The sequence below is a fragment of the Paraburkholderia sp. FT54 genome, from assembly GCF_031585635.1.
Lineage (GTDB): Bacteria > Pseudomonadota > Gammaproteobacteria > Burkholderiales > Burkholderiaceae > Paraburkholderia.
This window is the reverse complement of sequence record NZ_CP134196.1, coordinates 583,946-601,114: the sequence shown is the minus strand read 5'-3', so window position 1 is coordinate 601,114 and position 17,169 is coordinate 583,946. Positions and strand designations below refer to the sequence as shown.

The following is a 17,169-nucleotide window of genomic DNA, read 5'->3' as shown; positions in this document are numbered from 1 at the left end:
AAGTTGGATTACGACGCTATATTCATACGATCCGGTCGGGTTTTATGGACCGGTCAGGCGGTTTTGTGTTCAGCCAGCTTAAGATAGTTGATCATCTCGGCACGCATTGCGAATTTCTGTACCTTTCCCGTAACCGTCATCGGCAATTCACTCACGAAGCGAATATATTTCGGCACCTTGTAGTAAGCGATCTGCCCTCGGCAAAAGTCTCTGATGTCTTCCTCAGTCGTACCTTCACCTTTTCGAAGCACGATCCAGGCGCACAATTCCTCGCCGTTCTTCTCATCCGGCACGCCGAATACCTGTACGTTTTGTATTTTTGGATGTCTGAAGAGGAATTCCTCGATTTCGCGGGGATAGATGTTCTCGCCGCCACGAATCACCATGTCCTTCAACCTTCCGACGATATTGCAGTATCCGTCGGCGTCGATGGTTGCAAGATCGCCCGTATGCATCCATCCGTCGACGATGCTTTCGCGCGTTTTCGCCTCGTCGTCCCAGTACCCCTGCATGACCGAGTATCCTCGTGTACAGAGTTCTCCCGTCTCACCGACAGATACCGTCTTGCCCTCAAAGTCAACGATCTTCACCTCGAGATGAGGCTGAATCCGGCCGACCGTTGTTGTGCGCCTATCTAGTGGATCCGTGGTTGCGCTTTGAAACGACACGGGACTGGTCTCTGTCATTCCATACGCAATGGTGACCTCCTGCATGTGCATTCTGGCCACCACCTCATTCATTGTCTCGATAGGACAAGGCGAGCCCGCCATGATGCCGGTCCTGAGACTACTCAGGTCGAACGACGAAAAGTCCGGGTGTCCCAGCTCGGCAATGAACATGGTCGGCACACCGTGAAGCGCGGTGCAACGCTCTTCCGAGACGGCCGCGAGGGTCGCACCTGCGTCGAAGCCTTCGCCCGGGAAGACCATCTTCGCGCCTACCGACACGCACGCAAGTACGCCGATCACCATGCCGAAACAGTGGTACAGCGGGACAGGAATGCAGAGTGAGTCGGTGTCGGACAGCTTCATCCCCATCGCCACGAAACGCCCGTTGTTCACAATGTTCCGGTGTGTCAGCGTTGCGCCCTTCGGGCTGCCGGTGGTGCCGCTCGTGAACTGGATATTGATCGGGTCATGGGCAGAAAGTGTCTGCTCGACGCTTTCAATTGCCTCGCGCCCTTTGTCTCGAAGCGTCGCCTCTCCGCGCTGCATGACCGAGTGAAATGACATGACGCCCGGTATGCGCCAATCCCCCATGGAAATCACCGTACGAAGGTCCGGCAGACGTGCCGCCCTCACCTCGCCCGGCTGCTGTGAAGTAAGCTCGGGCACTATGTCGATCAGCATCGAAATGTAGTTCGAGGTTTTAAAGCTCTCGGCAGTGACAATCGCTTTACATGCCACTTTCCGTAGCGCGTACTCGAGTTCCGCCACACGAAAAGCGGGGTTGATGTTGACCAACACCGCGCCGATGCGAGCCGTCGCGAACTGCGTGAGCAGCCATTCGAACCGGTTGGGAGACCAGATGCCAACCCGATCCCCTTTTTCTATTCCCAGCGACAGGAAACCTGCGGCGAGCTGGTCAACATGGTCGTCAAATTCCCTCCATGTCCACCGTACGAGTTGCTCACGGAATACCACGGCTTGCTGATCGGGCATCCGGCGTGCGGTTTCCCTTAGAAACTGGCCGACCGTGGATTCGCTCAACGGAACGTCCGTCGCGCCCCGTACGTAGGCAATGCCATCGGCGGGCGCATCGAGCGCAAGGGAACCGGGTAAAGTGTGCATGAAACCATCCTCCATCGTTGCTGCGCGTTTCTGCCAAAAAGTCAGTCGAACCGGCTATGTAGCGTTGAGGAGCGTCAGGCTATTTGCCGTAAAAGGCCATTTCGCCAGGCTCCTCGTCACGGTCGAACGCTTCGGCCGTGTTGGTAAAACCCCGCGTAGCGTCTTCCGTGGTGTACAAGTCCATGCACACATCCAGCATTGCAACGTCGGCACTCGCTACACCACCGCCTGACCACGTCTTGAGCAAGGTGCGCGTCGCCGCATAAGAAAGCGTGGGACCGTCCGCAAGTCGCGCGACCAGTTCCGCGGCGACGCGATCGAGTTCACCCGGTTCGGCAACGTGCGTGGCTATGCCGAGTTCCACGGCCTGGCTACCCAGAATCGGCTCGCCCAGCATGGCAAAGCGCGATGCGCGACTACGCCCCACTCGCTCAGCCAGCCGCTGAAGCGCTCCCGCAATGGGAAGCATCGCCGTCGTCACTTCGACACATCGAAACACCGCGTCGGTGCTAGTCACAATGAAGTCACAGTTCAACGCGAGTTCGAACCCGCCGCCGAGAGCCAGGCCCTGTACCACCGCCACCGTCGGGACGCGGAGCGCTTCGATTGCGCGATACGAACTGTTGACTTCCGCAACGAATGTGCGAAACCAGTTCAGGTCTTTGCCTGGCCATTCACGGACCTCTCCACCGAGACTGAAGTGCGGCCCCTCAGCCCGGACGACCAGCACCCGGATGTCGCTTTCGCTAGCTTCGTGAACGGCCTCCCGGAGACACTGTGCAAACCGTGCATCGAGCCGGTTGTAAGGGGGATTTGCCAGAACGATGTTCCCAACCTTTCCATCGCGCTCAAAACGGATACTTTTCATCGCCCAACCTCATTTTTCAGTCAAAGTGGCCACGCGTTGGTGACACTCAGGAATGCCTTGCAATTCAGGATCCGTGTCTATTCAATGGGATCAATGGAAGCAGCAGATGTGAGGGGCGATCGGCATCCCGGTAAACCCGGTGAGTGACCGTATTACTACTGGTCACGTGATACGGGATGTACTCGACGTCGGTCATCGCGCCGGTTCCAGTCGGCACGTCGAGGCTGCAGATCTCGATGCAGATTCGATGGCCGGCCTTGAACTGGTTGGCCGTCGCGATGATCTGGATTTCATACTTGACGATCTCGCCCGGTGTAACCGGCCTGATCGAATCCTTCGTCAGCTTGTAGAACGGTTCCGCAGGCGTAGACCGGTCAGGATCGGTTGCGCGATAAGACGCTTTCAGCCAGCCGCGCGTCAGTTCACGCTCCGCCAACGTGTCCGGAACCGTTCGTTCACCGACGCGCGCAGTGACGACCGATACATCCGGACCCACGTCTTTGAGTACGACAATCCAGTTCGTGTCCGTCTGGTCGATTTCCGCGTAGAGCGTCAACGAAATGGGACCGGCCACCAGCACGTCTTGCGCAAGCGGCTCAGTCATGTAGCGCAGGCGCTCCACCCTGGAGGTCTTTTTTAACGGCATCTGCGTAAAGACATCAGGCTCCCGCAGTGCGTTGCCGACCTCCGCCGAGGGCCGAGGAGCTTCTGTCGAAAGCCCTTCCCAACCCGCGAGGTAGTACTTCGCCCACTGCGTTTCAGGCAATGGCCAGTCACTGCCCGTACGCCATTCGTTCGCGCCCATGACCCAATAACGAACCGGGGGCTCGTTCATGATGCCGGTGTCGATACCCTTCAGCCAGTAGTCGTACCAGCGGATGACCTCGTCGTGGTACTGGTGGAACGGTCGCTCCAGATGTGCCGGACCGGTAAAAATCAGCTTGCGTGGCTGCTTGACTTTCTGGAAGTAGTGCTGCGCGCCGAGCCAGTGCAATTTGTATGTATAGGCATAGGCACCGGAACCCGTATAGAACGGCACCTTGATCGACTTGAAGTTTTCTTCGGCTCGCTCGACGGTTCCGTCCGGCTCCCAAGGGTTCGTCATGATGTGGTACATCACGCCGGTGCGCTGCCCCTTCTGCGTCAGGATGTTGTACAAGTTGATATACATCTTGTAGTCGGGATTGCGCATGGCTGCGCGCCAGAGTTCCTCCTGTGCATCGGGTAATGCGCCCGGCACACCACGGGGCTCGTGCACAGTGCTGAATACGTCAAGCAAGTACGGGAAAGTGTGAATGACACCACCGGGGTTGAAGTCCCGAAACCCGAACATCCCTCCGTATGCACCGCAGGCGTCGTACGGAAAGATTGCCTTGAGCGCGGGGTGTCCCTGCCCCGCCGCGCGCCATTGCTCGCCTGCAAATCCCGAGATGCCCACCATGCCGACCTTGCCGTCGGACCACGGTTGCTGCGTGATCCATTCGATCATGTCGTAATGGTCAGTATTCTCCTCGCCGTAGTGGCCTTCCGATTTGGCGGAACCGCGCGGTTGCGCGATAACGTGCACATAACCATTGGCAACGAAGCGCCGGGTGTCTCCGGCCTCGACCGGTCCGAACCAGAGCGGAGCGTGCGCGGGTTGCGGCGGCAGGACATCTGCAATGTCCGGACCTTGAAGATCCTTGTTGTGCAGTGCCGATGCGTACAGCACGGGATACTTGCCATCCGCATCCGGCCGATAAACGTCTACTGCCAGACGAGTCCCGTCTCGCATCGTTACGACAATGTCGCGTTCCTCAATCATGTCTCCTCCTGTTTCGTTGGCACGTATGGCCCCAACAGATAGCCGTGTTCGGTTTGAAACTATCCCTTAACCCTCGACCTGCGCCTCGCGTTCGTTCTTTCGGAAGGTCGCACGATCGAGCAGCTTTCGTAAATCACTATACTTCACGATCGTAAAGTATGCAAGGCGAACCAACTGCTACATGCCAGTCAGAATCCGGCGACGGCGCTTCTTCGTACACTCAACTTCAACTTCGTCTGAAACACTTTCGCTTGCTATTGCACTACGCTCATTGCGTGGTGCTGTTCGGCAACGGTGAATCAACAGCCGATACCGCACTGTTGTTCGCCGCGTATTCGTTCAGAATTCGTCGTTGCGCGGAGAGAACTCGCGCCATGACGATCATGCATACGCAAGCCATCAGGAGCGGTATCGACAACAACGCGCACGTGAACAGATAAGGGAAGCCCGACATGACTATCAGGCCGATCAACGACGAACCTACGATTGAACCCAGCCGGCCGATCGCAACGTTCCAGCCACCACCAGACGCGCGAAGCGCAGTTGGATAGAAGATTCCGGGGATGGTGTTGACACAGATCAGCGGGCCTCCAACTGCCAACCCGGCCAGGAACACCACGCCGACATGCCACTGAGTGGTTTCAGACATGCCCAAAGCGACGACCAGCAATGAGCCTGCGCCGAACGCCCCGGAAATGACCGATGCCACGTTGAAACGACGCACAAGGACAGCGAAAAGGACCGCACCGCCAAGCGCACCGAACTGGAACATTGACGACACCTGTGAAGCATCGTGCATCGACAAACCCGTCTGTTTCAGGTGCGTCGGCAACCAGCTTCCGATAAGAAAGAACACCAGATAGCCTGCAAATTCTGTAAGCCACGTCAATATGGTGCCGAGCCGGTACTGCTTGCTCAATAACGCCCCGCTTCCGCTTATCGATTCACGCGTTTCGGCAATGAACAGATGCATTCGGGAGCAGTCCAGGCTCGGAAATACCTTGGCAAGGATTCGTTGTGCTACCTCGTTGGACTTTCGGCTGGCCACTACGTAGAGCGGTGACTCCGGTACTTGCCATGCGAACAGGACAACAACCCCGAGCGGCAATAGACCACTCAGTACCAGCATGCCTCGCCAACCCAACGTGCCGATTGCCGATGACGTCACGAAACCGGCGGCGGCGGCACCGAAAAGAAATCCACAGTAAGTCGTTGCGAGCACCCATGAACGGGAACGATCGGGGCTATATTCCGCGACGATCGCTGACGTAGCCGGCATTGCCGCTCCGATGCCGAGGCCGGTGATGAAACGCCAGCCGATAAGCTGAACTATCGACTGCGCTTCGCTCGACAGCACCCCCGCGATTCCAAACCAGGCGATCGCCACTATGCTCACCGTTCGGCGGCCGACACGGTCAGCCAGTGTTCCTCCTACGATCGAGCCGATCAGTAAGCCGGTTAATCCAACGGCCACCAGAGGCGAAAGCGCCATGCTGGAAAGTTGCCAATGCTGGCTTATTGCAGGTGCGATAAAACTGATGACGATCGTGTCGAAACCCTCGATTGCCGTAGCGGCGAAGCAGATGATGAACACCATCCACTGCCTTCGGCCCATAGGCATATCGTTGAAAATATTGCGTACATCCCGGTTCACATAGCCTGCGTTTTCCATGGCATTTTCCTTGATGATCGACCGCCAAGGTCCAGTATCAATTTGGTTTCACCCGTCTCTCGACGGCATCGACATCACGTGTTCGTTAAAACCGGTGACGAATTCCAACTCGTAGCAGGCCCTGAGTTTGTCCGCTCGACGGCGAAGGAATCAACGTGATCTGCGCCTGAGTCGCCGAACCGCCCGCTTTAAGCAGTTCGGCCGCAAAGTAGACGTCCGTCCGCTTCGAGAGGAAATAGTTGGTGTAAAGATCGATTGCCCGATAGATGGGCGTCGCGGAAGTCGCATCCACTTTGCCGTGCGTGTAGATGTACGCCGCACCCGCGAAGAGAAAAGGCGTAATGAAATAACCGACGTTTGCCTCGTAGTTGTCTAACCGGACGTCAGAGCCGAGGAAGCCTTTTTTGAATCGCGTCGTCGTGTACTCGAAGGCAACTGAAGCGCTACCGATCTTGTACGATGCCCCTATCCCTGCGATGGTTTCGCTTTCGGCGTTCTGCACGTACGGCGCGTAAATGATGTTTCGCGGTGCGACGCTATCGAAGGCGGCGGCATACGGATTCTTGATGACCGTATAGGCAGCCGCAACATACAGTGGAAGGCTTATTCCCGTATAGCTCAATCCCACCGATGTCACGCTATTCGTGGAGAATTGTCCTGGCTGTCCACCAAAACTATAGAGCGCGCCAAATGTGAACCCCGCTATTTTCGGACTGGCATATTTAACCGAATTGTTAATCCGTATGCTGCCGCCAGCGTTGTCGACGTCACCAGCATGAGCGAAGTAGACCGCCCAGTTCAACCCGGCAGCGACGGTGGAGAGCATTTCAGCCACTTCCTCATACTGACGACCGAGCGTGATCGTTCCGTATGGGCTTGAAACGCCGACGTACGCCTGTCTTCCGAACAGACGCCCATTATTCGAGAGGTTTCCGCTAGATGGGTCAAAGCCGTTTTCCAATGTGAAGACCGCCTTGTAACCTCCACCCAGGTCTTCGGCACCGCGCAGCCCCCATCTGGACAGTGATCCACCTCCACTCTGAAGCAACCAGGCAGAGTGTCCGTTCTGATTGCTCGTGTAGGTCAAGCCCTCATCCAGCAGACCGTAAAGCGTTACGGAGCTTTGCGCGTACACCATGGCAGGCATGACGCACAAAAGCGCCGCTGCCCAGGACAGTCTCTTCATCTCCAACCTCCTCTGTCATTTTTGAATTCGCTACCAACCGGTACATCAGAGTTTGTGAAAGAAGGATATGTCTAAATTTTCCGGTCGTACAGTTTAATTTGGATAGGAGAATCCCCAGGTATGTCTCGCCTGACGATTGAATTGGGACGGGCGTTCGACACCCGCAATGGCTTAAAAGGGAAGGTGAATCTGGCAGCCCATCAGATCGGGAATCGATCGTGACGTCGCGCGGGGCGACTGGGCGAGAACGCCGATTGAGAAAGGAGATGTGGATGCAGCGAAATGACGGAAGGTCAACTGACCTCGCACTTGCAGTGTGCGCGACGTCAACGCCGGTGAACCGGCGTCAGATGAAAGGCGTCATCAATTCAGGATTTTTGCAGCCCTTCCGTGAGACCAGATTTACGACATCAGGTCGATGTGCTTCTGGGCGAGTCAGAGTTCGTGACGAATTGCGCGACTCGTTGGGCAAACGCGTCCGTCGACGCGCATCGCAGGAACGCGCGTTTTTCCTCTTCGAGATGGCGTTCAAGGTGATCCTCGGCCGCCATTCCGACGAGCGATTTCATTTCTCTGACCGCTGCCGCGGGTACGTCCATGAGTTTTCGCGCGAGCGCCAGGCTGGCGTCCTGCAAGGAAGCTGGATCGACAACACTTTGAACGAGCCCTAACTGTCTGGCCTCGTCCGCACTCAGCAAATTCCGCGTCAACAAAATCTCCAACGCCCTCGCGGACCCCAGTCGACGCGCCAGGTGAAAAGATAAACCGCCATCGCTAGACGTCCCCAGCTTGGCGTAGCCGACGACAAAACGGGCAGCGTTCGACGCCACCACGAGATCGCACGCCATTGCCAGCGAAAAGCCTGCGCCGGCTGCCGCCCCTTGAACGCACGCAATCACGGGTATCGGCAAGCGCCGCATCGCCACGATGGTGGCGTTCAGTGCGCTAATTAGCGAGTCAAGGAAGGAATCGGATCTCTTCAGTCCGTCGGAAATCTGCCGAAGATCCCCGCCGGCGGAAAATATCTTCCCTCTGGCTTGAAGTATCACGACGCGATACTTCGACGACTCTTCAATATCATGGACGGCGCCCAGCAGTTCATTGCAGAACACCGTGTCGATCGAGTTCGCGCGTGCTTCGTCCACCAGCGTCACGAAGGCGATGTCGTCGCTCGACGTCAGCGTAATTTTGCTTTCCATCTGTCCTTGATCCGTGAATCAAATCTGTCATTGGATGCCGTTCCGCCGTCGGCGGTGGAATGTATGGACCTGCCAGCTTATTTTTATTATACTTTACGATGTGTTAATTTAAAAGGACACTAGACACAATGGGACCGCGGGTCGCCCGGGCATGTGTCATGGGCGGCTTCACTTTTATCTGACGAAATGCTGGATCGACTGTGCACAACGAGGTCAGTTGGCGGTCAAGGTGCGTGTCGAGGGTGTGATACCTTTGCGAATCCTGTCTTCCCGGACGCTCGCGCATGCGGCCACCCTCATATGCTGGCGGCCTGCCAGAAAGCGGAGGGCACGAGAGCACGGAAGCAACGACATTCCCAATCGAGAAACGAAATGGCGGATAGCACAGGTACCAAGAGCGTTAGCAACAAAAGCAGGCCAACCGAACTCAGGCGCGCAGAGCAGCAGCGGGCGCAGGAAACCCGCTCCGCGATCCTGAACGCGGCACTTGCCGAATTCGCCACAAAGGGCTTTGAGGCTGCGAGTATTCGCAGCATTGCGGATCGCATCGGATTGCAACATCCGCTGATCACATACCATTACCGATCCAAGGACGATCTCTGGCACGCGGTAGCGCAGTATGTGTTCGAACGCATCCGCAACGAGTGGGACGCCTATCTGACCGATACTCCGCCTGACCTGGCGACGGACCGGGTGAAACTTGTGTATCGAGCTTTGTTCCGGTTCACGGTGGATTTCCCACAGTTCCATCGCTTCATGCTTCAGGAGTTCCTCGTATACAGTCCCCGCTTGCAGTGGCTCGCGGATACGATACTCAAGCCACTGATCAACTGGCTCATTCCGCAGATTCGTGCGGCGCAGGACGAACAGACTCTGCCACGAGTCGAACCGATCCTCTTGCACTATCTGATGATCAGCCTGACATCGACGCTGTCAGGATTTGGCCCGGAAATGCTCGCGACCAGCAATGTTTCCGCGTCCGATCCCGCCGTCGTTGAGGCGTATTGGCAGATGGTCGAGGCACTCGTCTTCAGCAAACAACCGGTGACGCAACATTCGGACAAGACCGAACCACGCTCGGGTAAGTCCGGTAACCGCCCCCGCACATCGGGACGCGCAAAGATCGATTGAGGTAGCCTGACCGTACGACTGGGCCGCTGCCGACCGGCGGGAAGGCGGTGCCCATGCCATCTCGCCCCGCATGAGATGATCATCGGCCACAGTCGAAAGTCCGCAGAGCAAAGCGCTACGACCGTTCAGACCAGTCGCTTTTCAAACCAGTGATGGGCATACGGTTCCGCGCTGAATGCATCGACTTCGACGTATCCAGATTGCCGGTATAGCGAAATCGCCTCGCCTAGAGTTCGGTTTGTCTCCAGGCGAATAATGCGCACTTTGGCCTGCCGGGCACGCTTCTCCGCCTCGGCAATCAACCGGCGGCCTACACCCATACCGCGAACGGAAGGGCTCACCCACATTCTTTTGAGTTCGGCCGGGGACTTCTTGTGAAACTTCAGCGCGACGCAGCCGATCGGGCTTCCATGAAGTCTCGCGACGATCAACGCGCCTTCCGGCGCCGTCAGTTCATGGGCATCCGCCGACAGGCTCATGGACGGGTCGAATCCCGCGTCAAAGCGCTCATCGAGTTCGCCAAAATACTGTTCAAAGCACCACCGCACGTCATCGCTATCCGGTTCCTCAAGCGCAAAATGCACGAGCGATGCCTGCAGCAAACGCTGAACCTCAGACATGGCTGCAACCAGTCTCCGACGCTGCTCAGCGCCGAGCGGTTCGAGCACGCGTAAAGCGACCGCGTCGGAGAGCCGTTCGAGTTCAGCCCTTTCCACGAGGCCCTCCTGAGTCAGGCAAGCCCGGCGTACCCGGCGGTCGCCCGAATGAGCGAGGACAGCGACAAGTTTTTGCCGTTCAAGAGATGCCAACGTACGGCTGACATAGCCTGAATCAAGATTCAGCCGCGCGCGAAGAGTACGAATATCCGCACCTTCGACACCGATCTCCCATAGCAGGCGTGATTCGCCCATCGGGCGGCCCCGTCCGAGGAAATGGTCATCGATAGCGCCAATGCTTTCGGCGACTATGCGGTTAAAGCTGCGGATCTGGAGAATGTCGGATGCGCTCATATCTCTGACTATAGTCAGAGATATAAAATCGGTCAACATCGCAAGCCGCCCATTGGCCGCGCCCCTTTTTTTCTCTTGTCGCAAAGAGCGGCCGAGGACTGGTCGGGTTTCATTCGACTCGTTGCTCGCTCGTCTTGCTGTCAGTGCCGTCAATCGGAAGTTCCTTTCGGCAATTGCGTCGGAGCACTATGCTTTTCATCAAGTGGGTTACAAGGCTAAGGCTCGCGCACGGCTATCAGATAGGTGCGTAAGTGCCGATTGATCCCGCGCGCCCGATATCGTTCTTGTCGACTGTTCGGCGCGAGGCTTCTGGGACGGCATCTCATCGCGTGTGCGCGCGATGGATTTACACTTAAAGGAGGCAGCGTCATGGGCGAGTTTGCGATTCAAGAATTTCGCGGAAGGGTGATCGATCCGTCAGACAAGGACTACGACGAGGCGCGAGCGCTATACAACGGGATGATCGATAAGCGGCCCAAGGCGATCGCCCGTTGCACCGACGCCGCCGACGTCATAGCGGCGGTCAATTACGCGCGGGAGAACAAGCTGCTTGTCGCAATCCGCGGAGGCGGACACAACGGCCCCGGTTTGGGCAGTTGCGACGGTGGGCTGGTCATCGACCTGTCGCAGATGCGCAGCGTGCGCGTCGATCCCGCGAGCCGCACCGTGCGTGTCGATCCAGGCTGCACTGCAGCGGATCTCGATCACGCAACCCACGCCTTTGGCCTGGCCGTGCCGCTCGGCATCGTCGGCAGCACGGGCGTCGCAGGTCTGACCTTGGGCGGAGGAACCGGCTATCTCACGCGCAAGCACGGCCTCACGGTCGACAATCTGCTCGAGGTGGATGTCGTGCTGGCCGACGGCTCTTTCGTCACCGCCAGCAAGGACAATAACGTTGACCTCTTCTGGGCGGTACGCGGTGGCGGCGGTAACTTCGGCGTGGTCACGAGCTTTCTGTTCCAGGCCCACCAAGCCAAAATGGTGTTCGCTGGTCCGATCTTCTGGGACGCCAAGGACGCCAGGCAGATCATGGCGACGTACCGCGATTTCATCCCGGACGCCCCCGAAGAGCTTGGCCTGTTTGTCGGCCTCAAAACCGTCCCTCCGACCGATCCCTTCCCTAAGGAGCACTGGAACAAACGCGCCTGCGCTCTGATCGGTGCTTTTAATGGGCCGATCGCAGAGGGGCAGAAGCTCATGGCCTCGCTGCTCGAGAAACTGCCCGCCCCACTGTTCAACTGGATGGGCGAGATGCCATGGACCGCCATCAACAGTCTGTTCGACCCGTTCTTCCCTAAAGGCTTGCAGTGGTACTGGAAGGGCGACTTCGTCAAGGCGCTGCCTGACGAGGCGATTGAGGTGCACATCGCTAACGCGCTCAAGGCGCCGACCCCTTTCTGCCTGATGCACCTTTACCCCATTGACGGCGCCGTTCGACGGGTCTCCAAGGACGCCACGCCGTGGAGCGCGCGGGACGCGTCTTTTTCGATGGTGATTGCCGCGATCAGCCCCGATCCAAAGGACGCCGAGGCGCTTAAGTCCTGGGGCCGTGCCTACTGGGAGGCCGTCCACCCGTTCAATCTGGAAGGCGCCTACGTCAACTTCCTGGACGCCGACGAGGCCGCGAACCGCGTCGAACTAAGTTACGGTGAAAACTACAAGCGTCTTGCCTCGATCAAGGCGAAGTACGATCCCAACAACCTGTTCCAGGTCAACCAGAACATTAAACCGAAAGCGTAAATCTACGCGCGGCACGGCTCGTGGGCGCGCCAAAGCATCGGCTTGGGTCAACCGGGCCGCGGTGGATTCGCCAGTGCGACTCACGGCCGTTTAAAGCTCGAAGAAGACGGGCAAGGGCTATTCGGGCGGCTTGTTGCTAAGAATGTGCCTACGCCACCGCAACGGATCGCGGTGGCGTAGGCACCGGAGCGACAGACTGGCTGTCCGCATGGCGCGGCTTACCGTTATGTATTTAATGCTCGCTCGGCCTGATGCTCGGGTCGCGTTCGATCACTTCGTGGGTTGCCATCCAGTACGGTTCCCGGTTGTAGTAGGTGTGCATCGACATGCCCCACTTTGTGTCCGCCATGACGGGCCAGTGGTCCTTGTCAAAACCCGGGTCGTCCTTGAGGCGCTGCGCGGTAATGTCGACGAAGAAGCACTTTTCGTCGGTGTCGAGTGTCAGTGCGCTCCATGGGATGGCGTGCAGATTGGCCCCCATTCCGAGAAAACCTCCCTCAGCCAGCACCGCATACGCAATGCGTCCGCCCCGGACGTCCAGCATGATGTCTGAAATTTTCCCCACATGTTCGCCGTCGGAAGACATCACCTTATTTCCATCCAGCGTTGCCGCGGCCATGATGTCCGGCCCCGGCCCTTCGCCCATACCGCCACCTACAATATTGGCCCCACCCTGGGTGCCACCTTGCGGGTTGATTGAGCCCATGGTTCACCTCCTTGAAAAAGGTAACCAGGTGGCGCGCAAGAGGCGTTCCCGAGCCGTTGGTATGGGTGTTCGGACTGAAGGCTAACGTGCCTCGTGAGACGAGGCCTCCTCGGGGCTCTCGTAAATGTACGTAGCGACACTGCGCCGTTGCAGCGCGTCCCCCAGTTTCATTCGAAGGAAGCTGCTTGTCGTGTAACGCGTCACGTCTGAGTAATATCGGGCGACCAGGCCAGTCACCATTTCAGAATAAGCATCGATGACTTCGGGCGCTATCGAGAAATTGTCGTAATTGACGATTGCGTGGGGCCGGACCTCGAGGCCGGACAGGGCCCGGTCAACCTCGGCTCTGACTGCTTCAACGTCGTCAACAGTTGTGACCTTGTGCCCTTCGAAGTTGATGAACAACATGTTTTTGTCGGCGTCGTAGCTAAACCGCTCACTGAGAGTCAGCCTCAACAGCATTGCTCGCAAACCCATCGGCTTATTGTCGAAAATGCGGGCGTCCATCAGGTGCGGCGGCGATTTAATGATGGGAGCGAACCCCATCTGCGAAACGATGTCTCGCTGCAGGTCGACCCCCGGTGCAATTTCGATGAGTTCGAGTCCGTCAGGCGTCAGGGTAAAGACGCAGCGCTCCGTAATGTAGAGCACGGGCTGCTGCCGTTCATTGGCGTAACGACCGCCGAAGGTTCGATGTTCCACAGCGTCCACGAACTTTTGACAGACGCCGTCCTGAAGAATTTGCAGGCGCCCATCCTTGATATTGACTTCCAGTTTGCCGGCGTTGAACGTTCCGACAAACACGACCTTCTTCGCCGCCTGCGAGATGTTTATAAATCCACCTGCACCCGCAAGCTTTGGCCCGAACTTGCTCACGTTGAGGTTGCCTTCCCGGTCGACTTGCGCGAGTCCGAGAAATGCAATGTCGAGGCCACCGCCGTCATAGAAATCGAACTGGTAGGGCTGGTCGATGATGGCGTCGGTATTGGTTGCCGCACCGAAATTCAAGCCCCCGGCCGGGATCCCCCCGATGACGCCCGGCTCGGTTGTCATGGTAAAAAGGTCGCACACCTTCTCTTCGTTCGCGACGCTGGCAATCCCTTCCGGCATGCCGATCCCGAGGTTGACGACGCTATTGGCCATCAACTCGAACGAAGCGCGCCGCGCGATGACTTTCCGCTCAGTCAGCGCCATGTTTGGAATCGAACCGGTCGCCATGCGAAGCTCGCTCGAAAAACCGGGGCTGTACGGCTCAGCGAAGGTTTGCCAGTGGTTTTCCTGTTTTGCGACCACAACGCAATCGACCAGAATGCCAGGTATTTTCACCTGACGTGGGTTCAATGTCCCTGACTCGGCAATGCGCTCGACCTGCACTATCACGATGCCACCCGAGTTGCGTGCGGCCATTGCAATAGCAAGGGACTCAAGAGTCAGCGCTTCTTTTTCCATGGTCACATTGCCGTTTGCATCGGCAGTGGTGCCGCGCACAATGGCGACATCGACCGGAAATGTCTTATACAGCAGGCAGTCAGCGCCGTTGACCGATATCAGGCTAACCAGGTCCTCGGTTGTGCGGGCGTTGAGCTTGCCGCCACCGTTGCGCGGATCGACGAACGTATCGAGTCCGACCGTGGACAAATGCCCTGGCCGATGCGCCGCGATATCGCGAAACAGCTGGGAGATGACGCCTTGGGGAAGGTTATACGCTTCGATGTGGCCTTCGACGGCCAGGCGTTGAAGCCCCGGAACGAGCCCCCAGTGACCACCGATGACCCGCCGGACCAGACCTTGGTGGGCAAAGTGATTCAGGCCCTTGCGGGCGCCGTCGCCCTGACCGCCCGCGTAGACTAGCGTCAGATTTCGAGGCGCCTCGCTATCGCCAGCGGCTGAGTCGAGGAACAGCTGTTCCAGTGCGACGGCGATTTCTTCCGCAAAGCCAATGCCGACGAAGCCGCCCGTTGCCACCGTATTGCCCGGACGAATCAGTCTGACGGCCTGCTGGGCACTGACGATTTTGCCTCGCCCAACGCTGCTTGCGGTGGCCAGAAACGGGTGTTGAAAGCCTGCGCTCATGATGTCTCCAAACCGCACCATGGAGCCGCGCTCCGGCGCTATATAGTTGTTCGGACCTGCTGCAACTCGACCACCATTTCTATGCGTTGAAAAGTATGTAGACCATTCATCACCGGCGCGGGAGCCGGCTTGACGAATGAATTTGCGGCTCAGTCGTAAGAGTACACGCCTCGCACCGTCTCTTCGAAAATTGACGGTGAGTACTTCAGGAGGCAAGCGTCAATCGCCTCGAACAAGCGGCGACGGTATCTTATGAAGGAAGTGCCATGGACCGGATGAATTCCTGCCTTCCTGGGCGGCCCAACCTCGTCCGAGGCGGACCGCCAACCTTCTCAGAACAGGTACATACCAGCTACGAAAATTACGCCCGAGAACAAAAGCGCCGTCACGCAGTAACCCATGATGTCTCGAACGCCCAAACCGGCGATAGCAAGCGCAGGCAGTGCCCAGAACGGCTGCGCCATATTCGTCCATGCTTCGCCATAAGCAATTGCCATCGCGGACTTGCCGAGATCCGCGCCGAGCGCTTGCGCCGCCGGCATGACGAAAGGTCCCTGCACTACCCAATGACCACCGCCCGATGGCACCGCGAAATTGATCAGTGCCGAGCTCAGGAACGCCAGAAGCGGAAATGTGTGGACGTTCGCTATGTCGACAAACCACTTCGTGATTACGCCGGCCAGCCCCGAATGGTCCATGAGAGCCTGAATACCCGCGTAGAAGGGGAACTGAATCATGATGGCTGACGCGCCCTTCGCTGCCCCGGCCACCGCGCGCGCGTATGCCATTGGCGTCTTGTGAAGCACGATACCGGCTGCGAGAAACGCGAGGTTGACGGTATCGATATCAAGTACGAAGCCTTTCTTGACGAATCGGATTACCAGAAACAGGGCGCACAGTGCGGCCACGAGGACCGCTAATATACGGCTTTCCTCCATCCGCTCGGCCATCGTTGCGTTAGGAGAAAGTTTGCGCTCAACGCTCGGTGGGTCCTGCAAAAGGGCTGGGTCAACTGTGACGACGTCCTCAGGTTTCGGCATCATGAGTCTCGCCAGAATCGGCAAGAGAATGATGAGGCCGAAGGTAATAAACGCGTTGTAGCCAGTGAAAATCGTGTGGGAAACCGGAATCAGCCCAACTGTCTTCTCCATGGGATTGCCCTTGGTAGCTGCCACGAGCGGGACCGACCCGGACAAGCCACCGTGCCACGTCAGAAACCCCATGTAGGCGCTTGCGACGAGCAGGCGGTAGTCCGTTCCCGGAACGCGCCGGGCGACCTCACGAGCAAGCATCGCACCAAGGACCAGACCGAATCCCCAGTTGATGGCGCAGGCAACCCCGCCTACGAACGCCACCAGCATTACGCCTTGGCCAGGTGTACGCGCGGAGCTCGCCAGAGCAACCAGCATTCGCTTGACCGGGCCCGAACTCGCCAATGCGTGACCGGTCACAAGAATCATCGCCATCTGCATCGAGAATGCGAGCAGATTCCAGAAGCCAGCGCCCCACAGCATCACGAGGTCGGCTGGAGGCTTCGGCGTCAAACCAAGCGCGAGCGCGAAGGTCACGACGGTCAGAAGGATGGCAAAAATCAAGGGGTCGGGCAAAACCCGATGCACCACCTGAGTAAAAAAGGCGGAAATTCGCTGAATCAACTATCTACTCCTCGTCACCAAAGATGGAATCGACCTACTGTCATTGTTATGGGCGGTAAGCCGCGCGCGGCGATTCTTGCACACAACGAAAAATCCTGCAGCGCCGGACACCACGACTGTCGCAGTCGGTGAAGACAGCATTGATCGGCATAGCCTCGCCCGGCAGAATTCGTGTTTTAGGCAGACAGCCGGGCAACATGGACCGCGAAAATCGGGCGTCCACTAAACCGCTCTTGTCAGTGTCGGGAGGGTGGCACTGCCGGGCCTTGAGTAGGTCCGGCACAAATTTCGAGTTCGTTCACATATGATCGCGGTTCAAATCACGACAATCATCT

Annotated in this window: 12 protein-coding genes; 2 read left to right on the top strand and 10 right to left on the bottom strand. The window is 57.8% G+C overall.

The annotated features are described in order from the left end of the window. Positions 1-53 precede the first annotated feature (53 nt). The 6 genes from RI103_RS22190 to RI103_RS22165 all read right to left on the bottom strand — a co-directional run bounded on the left by RI103_RS22190 (position 54) and on the right by RI103_RS22165 (position 8,519). Complete coding sequence (locus tag RI103_RS22190; protein WP_310817644.1) at positions 54-1,790, bottom strand: AMP-binding protein; 1,737 nt, start codon at positions 1,788-1,790, stop codon at positions 54-56. 79 nt (positions 1,791-1,869) lie between these two features. Beyond that, positions 1,870-2,658 carry an enoyl-CoA hydratase/isomerase family protein gene (locus RI103_RS22185; protein WP_310817643.1) on the bottom strand — a complete coding sequence of 263 codons (789 nt, stop codon included), beginning with the start codon at positions 2,656-2,658 and terminating at the stop codon, positions 1,870-1,872. 64 nt (positions 2,659-2,722) lie between these two features. After that, complete coding sequence (locus tag RI103_RS22180; RefSeq protein WP_310817642.1) at positions 2,723-4,462, bottom strand: CocE/NonD family hydrolase; 1,740 nt, start codon at positions 4,460-4,462, stop codon at positions 2,723-2,725. Positions 4,463-4,730: 268 nt separating this feature from the next. Continuing rightward, entirely contained in the window at positions 4,731-6,134 is a 1,404-nt protein-coding gene (locus tag RI103_RS22175) for an MFS transporter (protein ID WP_310817640.1), read from the bottom strand. An 85-nt stretch (positions 6,135-6,219) separates the two neighbouring features. Further along, positions 6,220-7,320: a porin gene (locus RI103_RS22170; protein ID WP_310817638.1), complete on the bottom strand. Its 1,101-nt coding sequence runs from the start codon at positions 7,318-7,320 to the stop codon at positions 6,220-6,222. Positions 7,321-7,730: 410 nt separating this feature from the next. After that, positions 7,731-8,519, bottom strand: coding sequence for an enoyl-CoA hydratase/isomerase family protein (locus tag RI103_RS22165; RefSeq protein ID WP_310817637.1), 789 nt, complete (start codon positions 8,517-8,519; stop codon positions 7,731-7,733). A 372-nt stretch (positions 8,520-8,891) separates the two neighbouring features. Here RI103_RS22165 and RI103_RS22160 point away from each other — a divergent pair, with 372 nt between their 5' ends. Further along, the gene (locus tag RI103_RS22160; protein ID WP_310817635.1) at positions 8,892-9,650 is read left to right on the top strand and encodes a TetR/AcrR family transcriptional regulator; all 759 of its coding nucleotides are present in this window, start codon (positions 8,892-8,894) and stop codon (positions 9,648-9,650) included. A 125-nt stretch (positions 9,651-9,775) separates the two neighbouring features. Here the strand turns inward: RI103_RS22160 and RI103_RS22155 are convergent, their stop codons facing one another. Beyond that, entirely contained in the window at positions 9,776-10,660 is an 885-nt protein-coding gene (locus RI103_RS22155) for a helix-turn-helix domain-containing GNAT family N-acetyltransferase (RefSeq protein ID WP_310817634.1), read from the bottom strand. 369 nt (positions 10,661-11,029) lie between these two features. Here RI103_RS22155 and RI103_RS22150 point away from each other — a divergent pair, with 369 nt between their 5' ends. After that, a complete protein-coding gene (locus RI103_RS22150; RefSeq protein WP_310817633.1) occupies positions 11,030-12,400 on the top strand; it encodes an FAD-binding oxidoreductase in 1,371 nt (456 codons plus the stop codon). A 232-nt stretch (positions 12,401-12,632) separates the two neighbouring features. On the opposite strand, the gene RI103_RS22145 is transcribed toward RI103_RS22150, so the two are convergent. The 3 genes from RI103_RS22145 to RI103_RS22135 form a co-directional block, all read right to left on the bottom strand. Beyond that, a complete protein-coding gene (locus RI103_RS22145; RefSeq protein WP_310817632.1) occupies positions 12,633-13,106 on the bottom strand; it encodes a PRC-barrel domain-containing protein in 474 nt (157 codons plus the stop codon). Positions 13,107-13,187: 81 nt separating this feature from the next. Continuing rightward, positions 13,188-15,179, bottom strand: coding sequence for an acyl CoA:acetate/3-ketoacid CoA transferase (locus tag RI103_RS22140; protein ID WP_310817631.1), 1,992 nt, complete (start codon positions 15,177-15,179; stop codon positions 13,188-13,190). A 332-nt stretch (positions 15,180-15,511) separates the two neighbouring features. Next, on the bottom strand, positions 15,512-16,834 hold the full coding sequence (locus tag RI103_RS22135; protein WP_310817629.1) for a TIGR00366 family protein: 1,323 nt from the start codon (positions 16,832-16,834) through the stop codon (positions 15,512-15,514). Positions 16,835-17,169 lie beyond the last annotated feature (335 nt).

Coding starts and splice junctions, on each gene's coding strand:
- RI103_RS22190 (WP_310817644.1), bottom strand. CDS start 1,790: ATGCACACTTTACCCGGTTCCCTTGCGCTCGATGCGCCCGCCGATGGC.
- RI103_RS22185 (WP_310817643.1), bottom strand. CDS start 2,658: ATGAAAAGTATCCGTTTTGAGCGCGATGGAAAGGTTGGGAACATCGTT.
- RI103_RS22180 (WP_310817642.1), bottom strand. CDS start 4,462: ATGATTGAGGAACGCGACATTGTCGTAACGATGCGAGACGGGACTCGT.
- RI103_RS22175 (WP_310817640.1), bottom strand. CDS start 6,134: ATGGAAAACGCAGGCTATGTGAACCGGGATGTACGCAATATTTTCAAC.
- RI103_RS22170 (WP_310817638.1), bottom strand. CDS start 7,320: ATGAAGAGACTGTCCTGGGCAGCGGCGCTTTTGTGCGTCATGCCTGCC.
- RI103_RS22165 (WP_310817637.1), bottom strand. CDS start 8,519: ATGGAAAGCAAAATTACGCTGACGTCGAGCGACGACATCGCCTTCGTG.
- RI103_RS22160 (WP_310817635.1), top strand. CDS start 8,892: ATGGCGGATAGCACAGGTACCAAGAGCGTTAGCAACAAAAGCAGGCCA.
- RI103_RS22155 (WP_310817634.1), bottom strand. CDS start 10,660: ATGAGCGCATCCGACATTCTCCAGATCCGCAGCTTTAACCGCATAGTC.
- RI103_RS22150 (WP_310817633.1), top strand. CDS start 11,030: ATGGGCGAGTTTGCGATTCAAGAATTTCGCGGAAGGGTGATCGATCCG.
- RI103_RS22145 (WP_310817632.1), bottom strand. CDS start 13,106: ATGGGCTCAATCAACCCGCAAGGTGGCACCCAGGGTGGGGCCAATATT.
- RI103_RS22140 (WP_310817631.1), bottom strand. CDS start 15,179: ATGAGCGCAGGCTTTCAACACCCGTTTCTGGCCACCGCAAGCAGCGTT.